The sequence below is a fragment of the Lactobacillus sp. CBA3605 genome (assembly GCF_002970915.1).
Classification (GTDB): domain Bacteria; phylum Bacillota; class Bacilli; order Lactobacillales; family Lactobacillaceae; genus Lactiplantibacillus.
On record NZ_CP027190.1, the window covers coordinates 197,940 to 214,173 of the forward strand.

Sequence of the window (16,234 nt, forward strand, 5' to 3'; positions counted from 1 at the left end):
AACTCATTACTTCTTATTTTACCAAATTTGTAAGCATTTTCAATCCGTTAATAGCCCTGGTCTTCAAAATCTTCTAACATGGCGACTAATTCACCATCATCTGGCTCAATCACTAAATAATTACGTAACGCTGCTGCTGCTTGTTCTGGCAAGCCAGCTTCCCGGAAGAAATAGATGGCTGGTTTTAAGAAATCAGCATTATGTTCAAAGAAGGGATATGCCGCCAAATAATTAGCTTTTGCTTCCTTAAAACGATCCAACTGAGCATTAGAGACTGCTAAATTCCAGTAGAATTGCGGATCAAATTCATTACTTTGTAAATATTGATCTAACAACTCAATATTAGCTTGGTAACGAGTTTCCTTAACTAATAAGTTAGACAATTCCAAAATAGTCGTCAAATTATCGGGATCAATACTCAAGCCTTCTCGTAGATATTTTTCAGCGAGGTCCGCATCGTCTAATTTAAGCGCGATACGTGCCGTCTTCAAGTACAACTGTTCATTATACTGATCAACCGCTAGACCTTCTTGTAGCGTCAATAACGCCTGATCTAGCTCATTTAATTGTTCTTGAGCTTCTGCCAAATAAGGATAGACCGTCGCATATTGGGAATCTTGTTCACGTAACTTATTAAAAATATCAATCGCTTTTTGTGGTTCATTGAGCTGCAAGTAAGTAAAACCCAATTCAAATTGACTATCCGGTGTTAATTGCGCTGGCTTAATTTGTTCTAAATAGCCGACCGCTTGCTCAAAACGACCTGCTTCCGCATAAGCGACTCCGAGTCGTTCGACTAAATTAACTTTAGAAAGCTCTAATTGCCCTTGCTTAATTAAATCCAAATAAAACTGAATGGCTTTATTGTAATTACGAATTAGAAAATAAAATTCAGCTAACGCAAATTCCACGACCGGTTCATCCGGGGCTAGTTGATATGCGGTCACAAGCTTTTGTTCGCTGACTTCAAATAATTCTTGCGTTTGGTAAAGATCAGCAGCGACTAGTAATGCTTGCACATAAGCTGGTGAATCCGGTTTGACCTCATTTAAGTAACGCAAGGCCAAATCAGAATCATCTTCGTCAATTGCAATATCCGCCAAGCTCGTCCGTAAACTATCTTCCGTTGGATATTTTTCTAATAATTTTTTATAAATCCGAGTGGCTTGTTTAATAAAGCCTAACCCATACAATTCTTCTGCTAAGCTATACAGGGTATCATCGTCATCTTTTCGTAATGCCCATGCAAACTGTTTGTTCGCTGTTTCTAATTGCCCGCTTGAAAGTGCCGCGAGCATCTTTTCTGAATAAGTCATCGCACCCATCCTTTTAGCCTATTTAGTCCTATCACTCGACTTACCATCATAACGCAACTGACAACAAAAAAGCCAGTATAACGGTTGTTATACTGACTTTAAAGTTACTTTGTGGAAACTATTTAACTGCATCCTTTAAAGCTTTCCCTGGTTTAAATGCAGGTACTTTGCTTGCTGGAATTTGGATTTCGTCGCCAGTTTGTGGGTTACGGCCCTTACGAGCAGCACGTTCACGTACTTCGAAGTTACCAAATCCGATTAGTTGAACTTTTTCACCCTTTGCAAGAGTGTCTTGGATTGATGCAAATACTGCGTCGACCGCAGCAGTTGCGTCTTTCTTAGTTAAACTAGTTGCAGTAGCAACATTGTTAACTAATTCAGCCTTGTTTGCCATGTTTGATTCACCTCCCCTTTACAGAGTGAAGATGTCAGTATTCTAAGTACTACATCCAGATGATCATTTTTGAGTGGTCCAAAAATGAGAGAAACGATGACAAGCATCATTTCTTCATCAAAGATAGCATAGGAATGCTGTAATAGCAAGCTTTTTTAGACTTTTTGCTTAAAAATCTAAATTTGAGTAATAATCATTTACAACTTTAAATTCTTATGCTAAAATGCCGGTTTCAAGCCTTTTATGCTACTTTCGGCGTCGTTCGATCATATGGATTGGCGTCCCAGAAAAATCAAAAGCATTTCGAATCTGATTTTCCAAAAAGCGTTCATACGAAAAATGCATCATATCGGGGTCATTAACAAAGACCACAAAGGTTGGTGGCTGAATTGCCACCTGTGTCGCATAGTAAACACGCAGCCGTTTCCCATTATCACTCGGTGTTGGATTCATCGCAATGGCATCCATAATAACGTCATTTAAGACGGACGATTGAATTCGACGGGAGTGGTTCAGGTCAACCTTTTGAATCAAGGCTGGCAACTGTTCCAAACGTTGACTCGTCTTAGCTGAAACAAAGATAATCGGTGCATAGCTGAGATAAACGAATTGATCACGCACATACGCCTCAAATTCCTTCATCGTGTGATTATCCTTTTTAACGAGGTCCCACTTATTAACCACAATAATAATCCCTTTACCAGCTTCGTGAGCATATCCGGCAACTCGCTTATCTTGTTCACGAATGCCTTCCTCACCATTAATCACAAATAGGGCTACATCACTGTTGTCAATCGCTTTAAGTGCACGCATGACACTATACCGTTCCGTATTTTCATACACTTTACCCTTTTTACGAATTCCGGCCGTATCAACCATCACGAACCGATTGCCATCCGCATCCGTAAACTTCGTATCAATCGCGTCACGAGTCGTCCCGGCAATATCGGACACAATAACCCGGTCTTCACCTAGTAAGGCATTGACGATTGAAGACTTTCCAACGTTGGGACGACCAATTAAGCTAAATCGAATCGTTCCAGGTTCATCTTCGCCAGTTCCCTCAGGGAAGTTTTTAACCACGGCGTCTAACAAATCTCCAAGACCCAAGCCATGCGCCCCAGAAATTGGATATGGCTCTCCAAAACCTAAGGAATAAAAATCATAAATTTCATTTCGCAACTCCGGATTATCAACCTTATTGACAGCTAAAATCACTGGTTTATCCGATTGATATAAAATCCGTGCCACGTGTTCATCCGCATCTGTCACGCCTTCTTTAGCACTGACCAAATAGACGATAACATCCGCCTCATCAATCGCAATTTCAGCTTGTTGCTTAATTTGCTTAATAAACGGGGCATCATCCATATCAATCCCACCGGTATCAATTAAACTAAACTCTTGACCAAGCCATTCACTATTCGCGTAAATTCGGTCACGCGTGACCCCAGGGGTATCTTCAACGATGGAAATTCGATCACCGGCGATCCGATTAAAAATCGTGGACTTCCCAACATTTGGGCGACCAACAATGGCCACAACTGGTTTTGGCATTTAAATTCCTCCTTTACCTTAAAAATCATAAAAAAATATCCTTCAAGGCAAGCTTGAAGGGTATTTTTAACTTAACAATGACTAGTTTTCGTCATTATTGTTGTTTTCGGCGTTCTTCAATTCGTTACCGATCAAATCACCTAATGTAAAACCAGTTGATTCTTCTGGAGCGTTAGCCGTTGAGCGTTCGCTTGCAGAACGATTTGAACGGTTGTTGCGACGGTTATTGTTACCACCGCGATTGTTGTTGCTGTGGCTTTCTTCTTCGCCTTCAACAGCTTGTGGCTTTTCTTCCAAAGCCTTAATTGACAATGCCAACCGTTTTTCATCTGGACGAACATCCAAAACTTTAACTTTAATTTCTTGACCAACCTTCAAGACATCGTTTGGTGTTGCGATGTGTTGATGTGAGATTTGTGAAATATGAACCAAACCTTCAACGCCAGGGAAGACTTCCACGAAGGCCCCAAAGCTAGTCAAACGTTTAACTTTACCATCAAGTACGGCACCTTGTGGCGCTTTTTCTTCAATGCCATCCCATGGTTCAGGTAAGGTTGCCTTAATTGACAATGAGACCCGTTCACGATCAGCATCAACAGATAAAATCTTAACTTCAACTTCTTGACCAACCTTCAAAACGTCAGCTGGCTTTTCAACACGGTCGTATGAAATTTCTGAAACATGCACTAACCCATCAATACCACCAAGATCAACGAATGCACCGAAATTAGTTAAACGAGCCACTTTACCAGTAACAACTGAACCGGCTTGTAACGTTTGTAAAGCTTCAGCACGTTGTGCTTCGCGTTGCTTTTCAACAACCGCACGGTGTGACAAGATTAATCGGTTTTCGCTAGGTTCGATTTCAATAATCTTAAGTTCAAGTTCTTGACCTTTATAAGCGCTCAAGTCTTCAACGTAATGATCATCAATCATAGAGGCTGGGATAAACCCACGCACACCAGCATCAACAACTAAACCACCCTTAACCACTTGGGTTACAGGAGCCTTGATGGTATGGCCTGCTTCGTATTCTTTTTCAACGTCGTCCCAAACTTTGCGAGCTTCTAACCGACGATGTGACAGTAAGTAACTGCCGTTTTCTTTATCGGTACCAATCCGAGAAATGACAACTAAGTCTAATACATCGCCTACCTTGGCAACTTCATTGACATCTTCAACCCGTTGTGTTGAAAGTTCCTTCAAAGGAACCACCCCTTCAACACCGGTGCCTTGGATCCCAACAATGACTTGTTTGTCATCGTCAATAGCTAAGACTTCACCCTTAACTACGTCACCGACGTTAACTTCTTCAACGCTATTTAAAGCGTCTAAAAGTTCATTTTTCTCATTTTGACTGTTTTCGTTTTCACTCATGCAAATTTTCCTCCTGTCAACAATAACTCTAACCTATATCATAGCTGAAAAAGCAATGAAAAGCTAGCTAAAAGCACTAAGTAATGCAATTAGATTGTTGAATTTTGTTTTTTTATAATATCCGCAATGGTTGTCACAACTTCTTCAATCGACATTGGCGTCGTATCAACTAAGACTGCGTCGTCTGCCTGTGTCAAAGGTGACACCTTCCGGGTTGAATCCTTATGATCACGTAATTCAATTTCAGCTTGTAATTGTGCGAGCGGGGTTTGAATACCTTTTTTCAAGTTCTCCGTATACCGCCGTTGCGCTCGTTCCGCCGCCGAAGCCACTAAGAAAATCTTTACTTCTGCCTGTGGCAAGACAGTGGTCCCAATATCTCGACCATCCATGACGACCCCACCAGCTGCCGCAATTCGGCGTTGCTGGTCAGTCAAAATCTCACGAACTTTAGGCAGTGCAGCAATGGTTGACACATTATTAGTCACATCCGGTTGCCGAATCGCCATTGTCACGTCGACCGTATTAGCAAAAACCAATTGATTTGGTTCCCCTGGCTTAAAACCAATGGTTAACGTTGGCATTAAAGCAATTACGGCCGCTTCATCAGTCAAGGCAACGTGATGTTGCATCGCCCAATAAGTAACGGTTCGATACATGGCACCGGTATCTACATATACATACCCAAACCGTTTTGCCACTAACTTTGCCACCGTGCTTTTACCAGCTGACGCTGGGCCATCGATGGCAACTTGAAGTCCTTGCTTAACCATTAACTTTTACCCTCACAATCTAAAAATCGCATTTTTAACGGACGCGTAACCGTTGTCCAGCTGAAATCGTTGCGCCAGACGATAACCCATTTAATTCCAGTAGCTTATCAACTGAAATCCCAGCATTGGTTGCGACTCGATAAACGCCTTGGCCTGCTTCAACGGTGACGTACTTGGTGTCTGCTGAAGATGATGAGGAACTACTACTGCTACTAACACTACTTGAACTAGCACTGCTATCGGCCGCACTACTTGAAGCCGAGGCAGCTTTAGCCTTAGAACTCGCAACTGCTAAGCTACTGCTACGCTTAGCGGCTTGCTTCTTGGCCGCTGCAGTTGAGGCACTTTTTTTAGCTGCGGCTTTTGAAGTCGATTTAGCAAGGGCCGCACTCGATGACTTTTTCTTGGAACTCGAACTAGCGACTTGCTCAGTTTGTTGTGGACTATTCAGTGAATTTTTACGCACCAAGAAATACCCAATTGGTGCTAAGGCGAGCAACAAAATTAAAACCACTAAAATGGTGGTTAACGTTGAATTACTATTATTTCGTTTGCGTTTTTGAGTTCGCGATAAATTACCCGAATCATCCCGATCGTCTTCAAAAGTTTTGTCCCATGGTTTATCCTTTTGGGACTTTTCATTATCATTCTTTTGACTCATAGGGTGTTCCTCCTCAAAAAACTTTCATCAAATATTGTAACATAACCCTTAACTGATTTCTTTAAGAATTTTGTAAAAACAATTGTGTTAGAATTTGATGCCAAGCTGGCATCGGTGCCAAGTTTGGCCTTTCAGGTGCCGTTAATCCTAATGAAGCCACTGGAATTGGCACACCGTTTAACTGACAGCAAGCCGGTGTGTGCCCTTTAGCTGGCTCATCAAAATAAGCTAATAAGACGGCCCGACGGCAAGTTGAAGCTTGAATATAAGCCATTAGTTGGGTTAGTTCCGCCGTCTTAGCCTGTTGCCGTTGCTCAAATAATGTTGTCACTTGGGCCACTGGATAAGCATGCTCCCAATAAAATTGTAAGACCTGACTTTGAGCCGTCTCGGCTGGTCGTTGACTTTGGAAACGTTGAAAATCTAATTGGATTTCCGCTGGACTAGCCGCAGTTAACTCATTTAAATTACGAACCAACCGGTCGTCTCCAGGGGCATACAGCAAAACGGCTAATGCTTGCTCGCCATCCCGACCAGCACGACCAATTTCTTGCACATAATCCGCTAAAGTCGTTGGTAAATGATAATGAACGACCATTCGAATATCAGCTTTATTAATCCCCATGCCAAATGCTGATGTGGCACAAATCACATCCAAAGTACCCGCCATAAACTGCTGCTGAATCTTGTAACGCTCCGTAGACGTCAACCCAGCATGATACGCTGCAACCCGCAGTCCAGTCGTCGTATGCAACCATTCGGCAATCAAATCAGTTTGCCGTTTAGAGCTAAAATAGACAATACTTGGCCCCTTAACCGTGGTAATTAATTGCTGCAACCGCGACCGTTTAGCAGCTTCATCCGCAGTGGCTTCCACTGCTAAATAAATATTAGCCCGATCAACCGAATAAACGACCTGCTTAGCCGTCTTGACTCGTAGTTGAGTGACAATATCTTGCCGGACAGTCGCAGTCGCAGTAGCCGTTAACATTAATGTTTGCGGCTCGTTTAGTTGGTGTTTCAACGCCCCTAACGCTAAATAATCAGGACGAAAATCGGGCCCCCAAGTTGAAATGCAATGGGCCTCATCAACGACTAACAAAGCTATTTTAATCGGTTTCAGTGCGGCTAATACCAACGGTTGTTTGAGCATTTCCGGTGAAATAAACAAATAGTTTAATTCTGAGATCTGATTTAAGACCCGCTGGCGAGCGCCGTAATCCAATTGCGACGTTAAGGCTGCAACCTGTTTCTCGCCTTGATAGTTCAACCGTGCCACTTGATCTTGCATTAATGAAATCAACGGTGAAACGACAATGACCAATCCCGGTGTAATTGTCCCAAAGAACTGATAAATTAACGATTTACCCGTCCCGGTTGGTAAAACAGCTAACACATCTTCACCTGCAAGTAACGCCGCAATCACCGGATATTGCCCGGGTCGAAAATCATCAAACCCATATTTATTTTTTAAAAGCCGATAAATTTCAGTGCGTTGCATTATGACACCTCATAATCTGAAAAAGTCGGAACCAAAAGAAATCCAATTGTGGCTCAACCGCACTAACCGTGGCAAACTGCCACGTTTCAACCGCTGGATTAGTTGCAAAAATGGCCGTTAAACGTTGCACACGCGCGGTTGTCAATAATTGCTGATACGGAAATTCCGGCATTAGAATTGCCACCTCCAGCAAATGCTCCCGGACAGTGCTTAATTTTAAATGTCGTTGCCGTGCGATTTGCATTAAATCTGGCGTCACTTTAAGCGCTTGATACGTTTGCCAGGCACTGTTACTAACCGGTGTCGACTTCACTAAAGGCCGTAATAAGGCTGCTAATGGCCCTTGATTGGTCTGCCGTAGCCATTTTATCCACAAACAGGTCAAATCCTTACGTATCACCAAAATTTCGATTGCAGAACACTCAAACCGTTCAGCCAATTGTTGATCAGTTTGCCCTGGAAACGCATGTCCCGTTAAGCTCGCCGCAAAAATCGTCGCTAGGTCCGGTGAGACCGTCTGTAAAAACTGCCGTAACTCCTGATAAATTGTCGCCCCTAATTCCGGTCGATACCATTGCCGCAACCATTGTTTTACCGTCGCTTGTAACCCTGGATCAGTACTAATTGGATAATACTGTCGTTGGTGGTGAACCGCTTCTGAAACAACTTGCAATGCTAGCTGGCTTAAAGCTTCAAAGCGTCGGACATCAACTTGTTGAAATTGATCCCAAGCTTGCGGTAAATATAACGTCTGTTGCAGCTTAGCCTGTTGTGCTTGCCCAGCAGTCGTTAATTGTAGTTGTCCGGCGGCTGGAGAACTCAACCAACCGGCTGCAATCAATTCTCCCGTAGCCGCCTCAAACTTAGCTAGCGGAACCCCATGCCAACTGTCCAATTGATCTAGCCGCTGGTAGACCAACCCAGCAAACAAGGTCGAGACTGTCCGACGACCACGTAAGAGATTAAAGAGTGCCTTGGACCGCCGAGGAGTCGTCGTAAACATTAATAATAAATAATCAGCAAACATCCCCAACCACCTTTCAATCGTTATCTTTAAGCATAGCATGTTAGCGTCCTGCTGACTACTTAAAAAGTAGCTAGCAATTTGCGCAAAAAAGGCCCGAGACATCCTGTCTCAGACCCACTTTAATGATTTAATTAAGTACGACTCATGAGTTGATTTTGCTTGCTTAACCATTTGGCTAGGCGATGATAGACCAGCCAAAAGACATTGCCAACCAACACCCCTTTAATTAAGTTAAAGGGGACAACTGCGACTAATATCATGGTATTAAGTGACACGTTTAGCTTTAACCCCATCACTTGCATATAAAATGGTAAGACAAAGGTCAAGTTGGCCAACGACTCAACTACAATCAAGCCAATCGTTGACAACGCAATCGCTAATGGCATCCGCCACTTCGGATTACCACGATAATAGCGCAAAACCAGTGCAAATACGATAATCAAGACTGCCGACCCCATGAAACTGGACAATGAGCCGATTAAATCTGGTAATGCAAAGCCCATCGTCGCCGAATGTAAGACCAGCTTGACCAAAGTAATAGCGAAGGCACCGCCCATTCCATATAAGAACAGGCCAATCAAAATAGGAATATCTGAAAAATCAATCTTCATCCACGAAGCCATCGGAATGATTGGAAATTCTAGTAACATGACAATATATGCACACGCGCCAAGCAAGGCAATGCCCACTAGTCGGCGTAACGTCGTTTGTTGCATAACGTACCCTCCTATGGGTCATCTTCAATGAACTATTTCGTCATTTTCTACAAAAAAACACCCTGAGCCTAAACGGTCATCAGGGTGAGGTTATTTGCGGACTCATGCCAAATAAGCTCGATCTTCTTTATACCAGACTTTAACTGTCGACTTTGGAATCACACCAAATCACTACAACAAACGTAGGTCGCGGGCTATAACCGCCGGTCGGGAATTACACCCTGCCCTGAAGATGAACCAAATATTTATTTTTGTAACAAGTTAAGTTTAACGATTTTTAAGCCATAATGCAAGCGTTATCTTTCACCTTTTAATTTACTAATTTCGATTGGCTTCAACTTACGGTATTCACCAGCCTGTAAACTTTGTAAATCTAAGACACCATATCGTTCGCGTTTTAGCTTAGTTACGGGATGGCCAATCGCCGCTAGCATATTTTTAACTTGATGATTATGACCTTCATGAATGGTCAATTGCACCAATGCATTATTTTTCTTGTGATCACTATCTAGTAAATTAGATTTAGCCGGTGCCGTCATGCGACCATCAATTTCAACCCCAAGGCGTAATTGCTTTAAATCGGCATTCGTTGGCACACCTTCCACCTTAGCCAAATAAGTCTTTTTAATTTCAAACTTTGGATGCGTTAACCGATTAGCTAAGGCACCATCATTAGTCATGATTAATAGACCTGAAGTATCATAATCCAAACGGCCCACCGGATAAATTCGTTCCGGGACATCTTTAAAAAAGTCCATCACAGTCTTCCGACCACGTTCATCATGAACTGTCGTCACAACACCACGCGGCTTATAAAACAAATAATAAACCGGCTTTTCTGCCAATAGGGGTAACCCGTCAACTTCAACCCGATCGCTAGCCTCTACTTTAACCCCTAAGGTGGTCACCGTTTGTCCATTCACGCGGACATGTCCCGAGGTAATTAATTTTTCTGACTTGCGCCGTGATGCCACGCCCGCTTCGGCCATCACTTTTTGTAATCGTTCTGCCATTAGTTTTCCTCACTATCTTCATGTTGTCCATTCAATCTATCTTGAAATGCCGTTAAAAATAAATCAGTTTCTGGTGCTGGATGTGTGGTATCCGTTAAGACATCCAGATCAATCTTGGGTAGCTCTTCCAATGATTTCAGCCCAAAGTAATCTAAAAATAGTTCGGTTGTCCCATACAAAATTGGTCGGCCAGGCTCACTTAGTCGCCCAGTTTCCGTTACCAACTGGCGTAACACTAATTTTTGAATTGTGGAGCCGCTTTGAACACCCCGAATTTCATCAATTTCAATCCGTGTGAGTGGCTGCCGATAAGCAATAATCGCCAGCACTTCAAGTGAAGCCTGCGACAGACTCGTCGATAATGGGGCCTCAAAGTAACGCTTCAGAATCGGTGCGACCGCTTGCTTAGTCGCTAAACGGTAAGTGTTCGCTGTGGATAAAATCACCAAAGCGCTATCCGCATCCTGCTCATACTTAGTAGCTAAGTTCGTTAACATCGTATTGATTGCTGGTTTGGCAAAACCAGTCGCGTGTTCTAACTCGGCAACTGTAATGCCTTCATCCCCAGCAACAAAAAGTAAGCCTTCAATTTGTTCAATGTTCGTCATGCTGTTCATCCTGTCGTAAATATAAATGAATCGGTCCAAGGCCATTGGTCTGAACCAATCTTAGTTGTGCCTGTTTAGTTAATTCTAACACGGCCATAAAAGTCGTGACTAGCATATCATCACTAGCGGTAATCGTAAATAATGCCGCAAAATCGACGCCTTGTGGCTGCTGCCGCAACTGCTGGGTAATTTGTTGCATCCGATCTTCAATATTGACAGGATCAGCGGTCACTGTTTTTACGAGTGGCCGTGCACGACGACGTTTGGCAACCAATTGTCGAAATGCCGCTTGCAAATCTGCTACCGTAATCCCCGCAGTAAGTTTTGGCGCCGCTAACTCTGTTGGCACCAACATGGCCTCCCGTGTAAAATGCTGATGACGGGCCTGCTCTTTAACACGCAATTCCCCCGCCGCTTCTTGGTACACTTTGTAAGCTAATAATTCCGCAACCAGTGAATCGCGAGGATCTTCATCTACCTCGGTTTCAGCTAGCTCATCGGTCTCTGGTGACGGTGGCAATAAATATCGGCTCTTAATCGTCATTAAAGTCGCCGCCATGACCAAGTAATCACCCGCCACATCTAATTGCAATGCCTGCATGGAATGTAAGTAATCCAAATATTGCTGCGTAATTTCAGCGATTGGAATATCGTAAATATCCATTTTATTTTGCCGAATGAGGTGTAATAACAAGTCCAAAGGACCCTCAAATTCTGAGATTTTAATGGTGATTGGTTGTTCGTTGTTCATCACGATTGCGCTCCCATTCCCCAATAATTGGGGCCATTTCTAAGGTACCCATCACTCGTTTATCTGGATATAATGCTGCTAGCTCATCTAACATTTGATGTTGATTGGCCGGCGTCCGTTCTTCTGGCGATAATGAATCGTGGTGAACTAAGACAAAATCAGCCCCGACTTCTAACCCCACAATACCACTAAAATCACCACTCGCTTGCCGCCACAATAATAATTGATGGTTACCAGTAGCTTGATACCATTTCATTTCAGTCTGTAAATGACCAATATCTTTAAAATCAGGAATAAAAGAGAGTAAGCCCATCGCCACTTTTTCATAGTCCTTACGATATTTAACTAACATCAGACCCCTCCTTACTATGCTCGAGGATGGTATTTATTATAAACCTCCGCCAGCCGTTTTTTGGTAATATGCGTATAAATTTGCGTCGTTGAAATATCTGCATGCCCCAATAATTCCTGCACCACCCGCAAGTCAGCGCCATTTTCCAGGATATGCGTTGCAAACGAATGTCGCAAGGTATGCGGGGTGACATCCTTTTCAATGCCAGCCGCTTTCACGCTGGCTTTCAGATTTTTCCAAACGCCTTGTCTTGTCAGCTGCCCACCGTGATTATTAAGAAATATATAAGTGTTTCGTCGCTTAGGTGAAACTAACTTGGGCCGGGCCGTTTTTAAGTAACGTTCGACAAAATCAATCGCAATATCACCGATTGGAATAATTCGTTCCTTGTCACCCTTACCAATCGTTTGAACCAGACCCAAGTCTAAATGTAAATCATCCATTTTCAAATTGATGGTTTCACTGACTCGTAGACCAGTCGCATACATCACTTCCAGTAGCGCCCGATCGCGTAAGCCTAAAGCAGTATCTAGCTTAGGGACCGCTAATAGTCGTTCGACCTCGTGAGCCGACAAGACCTGTGGTAGATGTTGCGCCCGTTTAGGGGTATCGATTTTTAGCATCGGATCTTGATCAATCTGTCGTAACTGAACTAAATACTGAAAAAACTTCCGTAAACTAGAAACTGCATGAATAATTGTATTCCGCGACTTGCCTGTCTCATCTAAAACTTGAAGATAATTTAAAATTACATAACGATCGACTACCTTAAATGACGAAATCTTTTGGGTAGTCAAATAACCACAAAATTCAGTCAAATCCTGCCGATAACTTTTAATACTATTCGTCACTAGCCCGCGTTCGACACGCAAAAAATGCAGGTAGTCAGCAAGCTGGTCCTGCATCTCTCGATTAATCGTCGGCTTCGTCATCGTTAACCTCAATTAACTTAATTTCACCAGGTTGTTGCGTAATGAGTCGCTGCTTCAATAAATTACCGACGGCCCGCTTAAATTGTGACTTACTAATCCCAAAATAAGTGCGAATATCTTCTGGGTCACTTTTATCCCAAAAAGGTAGCGTGTGTGTGCCTTGATGTTGCAATGCCGCTAATAACATCTGGGCATCATCCCCAATTTCTTCATAGCCTCGGGGCTTCAGAGAAAGGTTCATTTCGCCATCACGCAAGTTCCCGATGACCCGTGCCTTCATGTGCTGCCCGAGACGTGGTTCTTGATCTCGTTCTGAAGGGTGCACAAAGCCCAAATGACCATCGTCAGTAATCACTGAAGTTCCTGCCATTTTTAAACGAAAGACGGTCACGACCGTATCTGTATTTTTAACTTGATTACGATCATAAGGCGTCGCAATTTCCGCAAAATAAGTTTGATCAGCTAAAGTTCCCCATAATCGTTGCTTATTATCTCGAGCGAGCTTAACCATTAATCGGTCGTCCTTTTTAGGCCATAACCGACTAATCGTTGGCAACTCATCCAATGAAACCACTAAATCTTTGTTTGGTAAACCAACATCTACAAACACCCCTAAATCATGGCGTGTCCGCACAACAGTCCCCCAAACATAATGGTCAAATGAAATTTCAGGAATATGCCGCGTTAATTGTAAGCGATGTTGCTCATTTTCATAAGCAAAGCCTTCATATAAACCACCAATATGCAACGGTTGTTCCGGTTCCAGCTTATCAACCCAGAACGTTTCACCATTAACTTGTACAAAATATGCGTCATCGTTTTCATCCGTTACCTTACCTGTAACGACCGTTCCCATAATACTTTCCATGTTTAACTCCTTTATATTATTGCAAACTCAAATGTAAGACTTGAATAATGCAATAAGTAATGCCGGCCGCTATAATCGGACCAGCCGCAATTCCACGTAACAACACCACGCCTAAGATGGTCCCAAAAACTAATGCAACTGTAATTTCCGGCGTTGCCGATAATAAACCGACACCATGAAATGACAGCACTGAGACTAATACACCACAGGCAACCGCAATCCAACCGACTGGCGACTTGAAAGCATGCCATAAATCCTTAAAACCAACTTGACCCGTGGCAATCGGAATGAGAATAGCAACCGTAATGACGGTCACACCCCAATTAATCCCTTTTTGCCCAATCGTCGTCAATAATTTATTCGTATTTGGAATGAGCTTAATCATTAAGACAACCACGGTGGCAATTTGCAAGGATTGGTTCTTACCCAACCAAGCCACCACTAAAATAGCTAATAAAAATAGCCAACTTTCCATATGACACCTCACGTGTTATTAATTGTAACTGAAAACGCACCAGATAGCGAGGTTTGACCGCAATTAACTCCTAATATGTATATAAAAAGCCGCCGCAAAGCGACGACTTTTTACGTTCAAATTAAATTTGAAATTAAAGTGCGTTAGATGCACCGCGGTAGATGAAACCACGACGTGAATCAACTGTGATCAATTGACCATCAGCGATAACAGAAGTTGCATCCTTAACACCAACGATAACTGGAATCCCCATTGAGATACCAACAACCGCAGCGTGTGAAGTTAAACCACCGTTTTCAACAATCAAAGCACTAGACTTTTCGATTGCTGGCAAGTAGTCTTTGTCGGTCGTCTTAGTAACTAAAACGCCGCCTTCAACAGCTTTGTCAATTGCTTCTTGCGCAGAAGTAGCAATAACAGCCTTGCCAATGACAGTTTCGTCACCGACACCTTGACCATCAGCTAATTTTGAGCCGATTAATTGAATCTTCATGATATTAGTTGTCCCACGTTCACCAACTGGAACCCCAGCAGTAATCAAGATCAAGTCGCCTTCCTTGGCAAAACCAAGTTCAACAGCTTTAGAAGCAGCTAAATCAAACATGTCATCGGTTGTTTCTGGTTTTTCAGCCACGATTGGTTGAACACCCCAGTTAACCATCAAACCACGTTGAGTCCGTTCGTCGAAAGTGATAGCTAAAATATCAGCATCTGGACGGTACTTCGAAATCATCTTAGCAGTGTAGCCAGATTCAGTCGCAGCAACAATTGTCTTGATACCCAAGTTTTTAGCAGCCCGAGCAATCGCGATACCAATAGTTTCAGTAACACTAGTCTTATCGAAACGGTTTAATTGTAAACTCCCGTTTTCAGCCAAAGTGTTTTCAGCCTTTTGGTCGATTTTAGCCATCATAGCAACTGATTCAACTGGGTAAAGCCCATTAGCACTTTCACCTGAAAGCATCGTTGCGTCAGTACCATCAAAGACAGCATTGGCAACGTCAGAAGCTTCGGCACGAGTAGGACGTGGGTTTTCTTGCATTGAATCAAGCATTTGAGTAGCCGTAATAACTGGCATCCCTAAGGCATTACATTTCTTGATCAAGCTCTTTTGTACCAAAGGTACATTTTCAGCTGGAATTTCAACACCCATGTCACCACGAGCAACCATCAAACCATCACAAACCTTAAGAATTTCATCGACATTGTCGATACCTTCTTGTGATTCGATCTTAGGGAAGATTTGAACATGTTCCATATGCTTTTCTTCGAGTAATTCATGGATGTCTAAGACATCTTGTGGCTTACGAACGAAAGAAGCAGCAATATAGTTGATTTCGTGATCCAAACCGAAGCGAATATCGCTTGAGTCCTTTTCAGTAATCCCTGGTAAGTTGATTGAAACGCCAGGAGCATTGGTCCCTTTACGTGAACCTAGAACACCGGCGTTTTGGACAGTGGTAACCAATTCACGGTTAGCTTCGTCTTTTTCGTCAATCTTCATGTCTAATAAACCATCATCGAAGAGGACATGACCACCAATATGAACATCGTCATAAAGGCCATCATAGGTAACGGCAATTTTGTCATGAGTTGATTCTAGAGAATCATCCATGGAAATACGTACCTTATCACCGATCTTGTATTCAGACTTACCATCTTTTTGAACAGTTGTCCGAATTTCAGCACCCTTAGTATCAAGCATGATACCAACAGTCTTACCAGTAATTTTTTCAGCTTCATGAACCTTGTTTAAACGATCCAAATGTTCTTCATGATCTCCATGTGAGAAGTTAAAGCGGAAAATATTTGCGCCGGCTTCAATCAATTTAACAATAGTGTCGATATCGGTGCTGGCAGGACCAAGTGTTGAAACAATCTTGGTTTTCTTCATAAGAAAAATCTCTCCCTTG

17 protein-coding genes and 1 riboswitch are annotated in these 16,234 nt (G+C 42.8%); all 17 genes read right to left on the reverse strand.

Annotated elements, in window-relative coordinates:
• Window positions 1–47: 47 nt before the first annotated feature.
• The 17 genes from C5Z25_RS00950 to pyk all read right to left on the reverse strand — a co-directional run bounded on the left by C5Z25_RS00950 (window position 48) and on the right by pyk (window position 16,215).
• Entirely contained in the window at window positions 48–1,316 is a 1,269-nt protein-coding gene (locus C5Z25_RS00950) for a tetratricopeptide repeat protein (protein WP_105450855.1), read from the reverse strand.
• A gap of 118 nt (window positions 1,317–1,434) precedes the next feature.
• Window positions 1,435–1,710, reverse strand: coding sequence for an HU family DNA-binding protein (locus C5Z25_RS00955; RefSeq protein WP_105450857.1), 276 nt, complete (start codon window positions 1,708–1,710; stop codon window positions 1,435–1,437).
• Between the two features lie 246 nt (window positions 1,711–1,956).
• Window positions 1,957–3,267 (reverse strand): ribosome biogenesis GTPase Der, encoded by a 1,311-nt coding sequence (gene der, locus C5Z25_RS00965; RefSeq protein ID WP_105450859.1) that lies wholly within the window; start codon window positions 3,265–3,267, stop codon window positions 1,957–1,959.
• Window positions 3,268–3,348: 81 nt separating this feature from the next.
• Entirely contained in the window at window positions 3,349–4,644 is a 1,296-nt protein-coding gene (gene rpsA, locus C5Z25_RS00970; RefSeq protein WP_105448474.1) for a 30S ribosomal protein S1, read from the reverse strand.
• 89 nt (window positions 4,645–4,733) lie between these two features.
• Window positions 4,734–5,417 carry a (d)CMP kinase gene (cmk, locus tag C5Z25_RS00975; RefSeq protein ID WP_105450861.1) on the reverse strand — a complete coding sequence of 228 codons (684 nt, stop codon included), beginning with the start codon at window positions 5,415–5,417 and terminating at the stop codon, window positions 4,734–4,736.
• A gap of 34 nt (window positions 5,418–5,451) precedes the next feature.
• Window positions 5,452–6,078 carry a LysM peptidoglycan-binding domain-containing protein gene (locus C5Z25_RS00980; protein ID WP_105450863.1) on the reverse strand — a complete coding sequence of 209 codons (627 nt, stop codon included), beginning with the start codon at window positions 6,076–6,078 and terminating at the stop codon, window positions 5,452–5,454.
• A gap of 61 nt (window positions 6,079–6,139) precedes the next feature.
• The gene (locus tag C5Z25_RS00985; RefSeq protein ID WP_105450865.1) at window positions 6,140–7,579 is read right to left on the reverse strand and encodes a RecQ family ATP-dependent DNA helicase; all 1,440 of its coding nucleotides are present in this window, start codon (window positions 7,577–7,579) and stop codon (window positions 6,140–6,142) included.
• Window positions 7,566–8,606, reverse strand: coding sequence for a YpbB family protein (locus tag C5Z25_RS00990; RefSeq protein ID WP_105450867.1), 1,041 nt, complete (start codon window positions 8,604–8,606; stop codon window positions 7,566–7,568). Before C5Z25_RS00990 ends, C5Z25_RS00985 begins: the two co-directional genes overlap by 14 nt.
• Window positions 8,607–8,737: 131 nt before the next feature.
• Complete coding sequence (locus C5Z25_RS00995) at window positions 8,738–9,322, reverse strand: ECF transporter S component (protein WP_105450868.1); 585 nt, start codon at window positions 9,320–9,322, stop codon at window positions 8,738–8,740.
• A gap of 116 nt (window positions 9,323–9,438) precedes the next feature.
• A riboswitch (FMN riboswitch) is annotated at window positions 9,439–9,560 on the reverse strand.
• A gap of 58 nt (window positions 9,561–9,618) precedes the next feature.
• Entirely contained in the window at window positions 9,619–10,335 is a 717-nt protein-coding gene (locus C5Z25_RS01000) for a pseudouridine synthase (RefSeq protein ID WP_105448480.1), read from the reverse strand.
• Window positions 10,335–10,943, reverse strand: a complete 609-nt coding sequence (gene scpB, locus C5Z25_RS01005; RefSeq protein WP_105450870.1) for an SMC-Scp complex subunit ScpB — start codon at window positions 10,941–10,943, stop codon at window positions 10,335–10,337. Before scpB ends, C5Z25_RS01000 begins: the two co-directional genes overlap by 1 nt.
• Complete coding sequence (locus C5Z25_RS01010; RefSeq protein WP_370447205.1) at window positions 10,930–11,694, reverse strand: segregation and condensation protein A; 765 nt, start codon at window positions 11,692–11,694, stop codon at window positions 10,930–10,932. The genes scpB and C5Z25_RS01010 overlap by 14 nt, the downstream gene beginning before the upstream one ends.
• Complete coding sequence (locus C5Z25_RS01015; protein WP_105450872.1) at window positions 11,666–12,046, reverse strand: N-acetyltransferase; 381 nt, start codon at window positions 12,044–12,046, stop codon at window positions 11,666–11,668. Before C5Z25_RS01015 ends, C5Z25_RS01010 begins: the two co-directional genes overlap by 29 nt.
• Before the next feature lie 14 nt (window positions 12,047–12,060).
• Entirely contained in the window at window positions 12,061–12,951 is an 891-nt protein-coding gene (xerD, locus tag C5Z25_RS01020; RefSeq protein ID WP_105452815.1) for a site-specific tyrosine recombinase XerD, read from the reverse strand.
• Window positions 12,952–12,958: 7 nt separating this feature from the next.
• Window positions 12,959–13,846, reverse strand: a complete 888-nt coding sequence (locus C5Z25_RS01025; protein WP_105450874.1) for a CvfB family protein — start codon at window positions 13,844–13,846, stop codon at window positions 12,959–12,961.
• 16 nt (window positions 13,847–13,862) lie between these two features.
• The gene (locus tag C5Z25_RS01030) at window positions 13,863–14,321 is read right to left on the reverse strand and encodes a DUF441 domain-containing protein (RefSeq protein ID WP_105450876.1); all 459 of its coding nucleotides are present in this window, start codon (window positions 14,319–14,321) and stop codon (window positions 13,863–13,865) included.
• 133 nt (window positions 14,322–14,454) lie between these two features.
• Entirely contained in the window at window positions 14,455–16,215 is a 1,761-nt protein-coding gene (gene pyk / locus C5Z25_RS01035; RefSeq protein ID WP_105450878.1) for a pyruvate kinase, read from the reverse strand.
• Window positions 16,216–16,234 lie beyond the last annotated feature (19 nt).

What these genes read in the sequence shown, in the direction of transcription:
- rpsA (WP_105448474.1), bottom strand. Translation starts at nt 4,644, where the DNA reads ATGAGTGAAAACGAAAACAGTCAAAATGAGAAAAATGAACTTTTAGAC.
- der (WP_105450859.1), bottom strand. Translation starts at nt 3,267, where the DNA reads ATGCCAAAACCAGTTGTGGCCATTGTTGGTCGCCCAAATGTTGGGAAG.
- C5Z25_RS00985 (WP_105450865.1), bottom strand. Translation starts at nt 7,579, where the DNA reads ATGCAACGCACTGAAATTTATCGGCTTTTAAAAAATAAATATGGGTTT.
- cmk (WP_105450861.1), bottom strand. Translation starts at nt 5,417, where the DNA reads ATGGTTAAGCAAGGACTTCAAGTTGCCATCGATGGCCCAGCGTCAGCT.
- C5Z25_RS00990 (WP_105450867.1), bottom strand. Translation starts at nt 8,606, where the DNA reads ATGTTTGCTGATTATTTATTATTAATGTTTACGACGACTCCTCGGCGG.
- C5Z25_RS01010 (WP_370447205.1), bottom strand. Translation starts at nt 11,694, where the DNA reads ATGAACAACGAACAACCAATCACCATTAAAATCTCAGAATTTGAGGGT.
- C5Z25_RS00950 (WP_105450855.1), bottom strand. Translation starts at nt 1,316, where the DNA reads ATGACTTATTCAGAAAAGATGCTCGCGGCACTTTCAAGCGGGCAATTA.
- C5Z25_RS01025 (WP_105450874.1), bottom strand. Translation starts at nt 13,846, where the DNA reads ATGGAAAGTATTATGGGAACGGTCGTTACAGGTAAGGTAACGGATGAA.
- C5Z25_RS01015 (WP_105450872.1), bottom strand. Translation starts at nt 12,046, where the DNA reads ATGTTAGTTAAATATCGTAAGGACTATGAAAAAGTGGCGATGGGCTTA.
- C5Z25_RS01000 (WP_105448480.1), bottom strand. Translation starts at nt 10,335, where the DNA reads ATGGCAGAACGATTACAAAAAGTGATGGCCGAAGCGGGCGTGGCATCA.
- C5Z25_RS00980 (WP_105450863.1), bottom strand. Translation starts at nt 6,078, where the DNA reads ATGAGTCAAAAGAATGATAATGAAAAGTCCCAAAAGGATAAACCATGG.
- C5Z25_RS01030 (WP_105450876.1), bottom strand. Translation starts at nt 14,321, where the DNA reads ATGGAAAGTTGGCTATTTTTATTAGCTATTTTAGTGGTGGCTTGGTTG.
- pyk (WP_105450878.1), bottom strand. Translation starts at nt 16,215, where the DNA reads ATGAAGAAAACCAAGATTGTTTCAACACTTGGTCCTGCCAGCACCGAT.
- C5Z25_RS00955 (WP_105450857.1), bottom strand. Translation starts at nt 1,710, where the DNA reads ATGGCAAACAAGGCTGAATTAGTTAACAATGTTGCTACTGCAACTAGT.
- scpB (WP_105450870.1), bottom strand. Translation starts at nt 10,943, where the DNA reads ATGACGAACATTGAACAAATTGAAGGCTTACTTTTTGTTGCTGGGGAT.
- xerD (WP_105452815.1), bottom strand. Translation starts at nt 12,951, where the DNA reads ATGCAGGACCAGCTTGCTGACTACCTGCATTTTTTGCGTGTCGAACGC.
- C5Z25_RS00995 (WP_105450868.1), bottom strand. Translation starts at nt 9,322, where the DNA reads ATGCAACAAACGACGTTACGCCGACTAGTGGGCATTGCCTTGCTTGGC.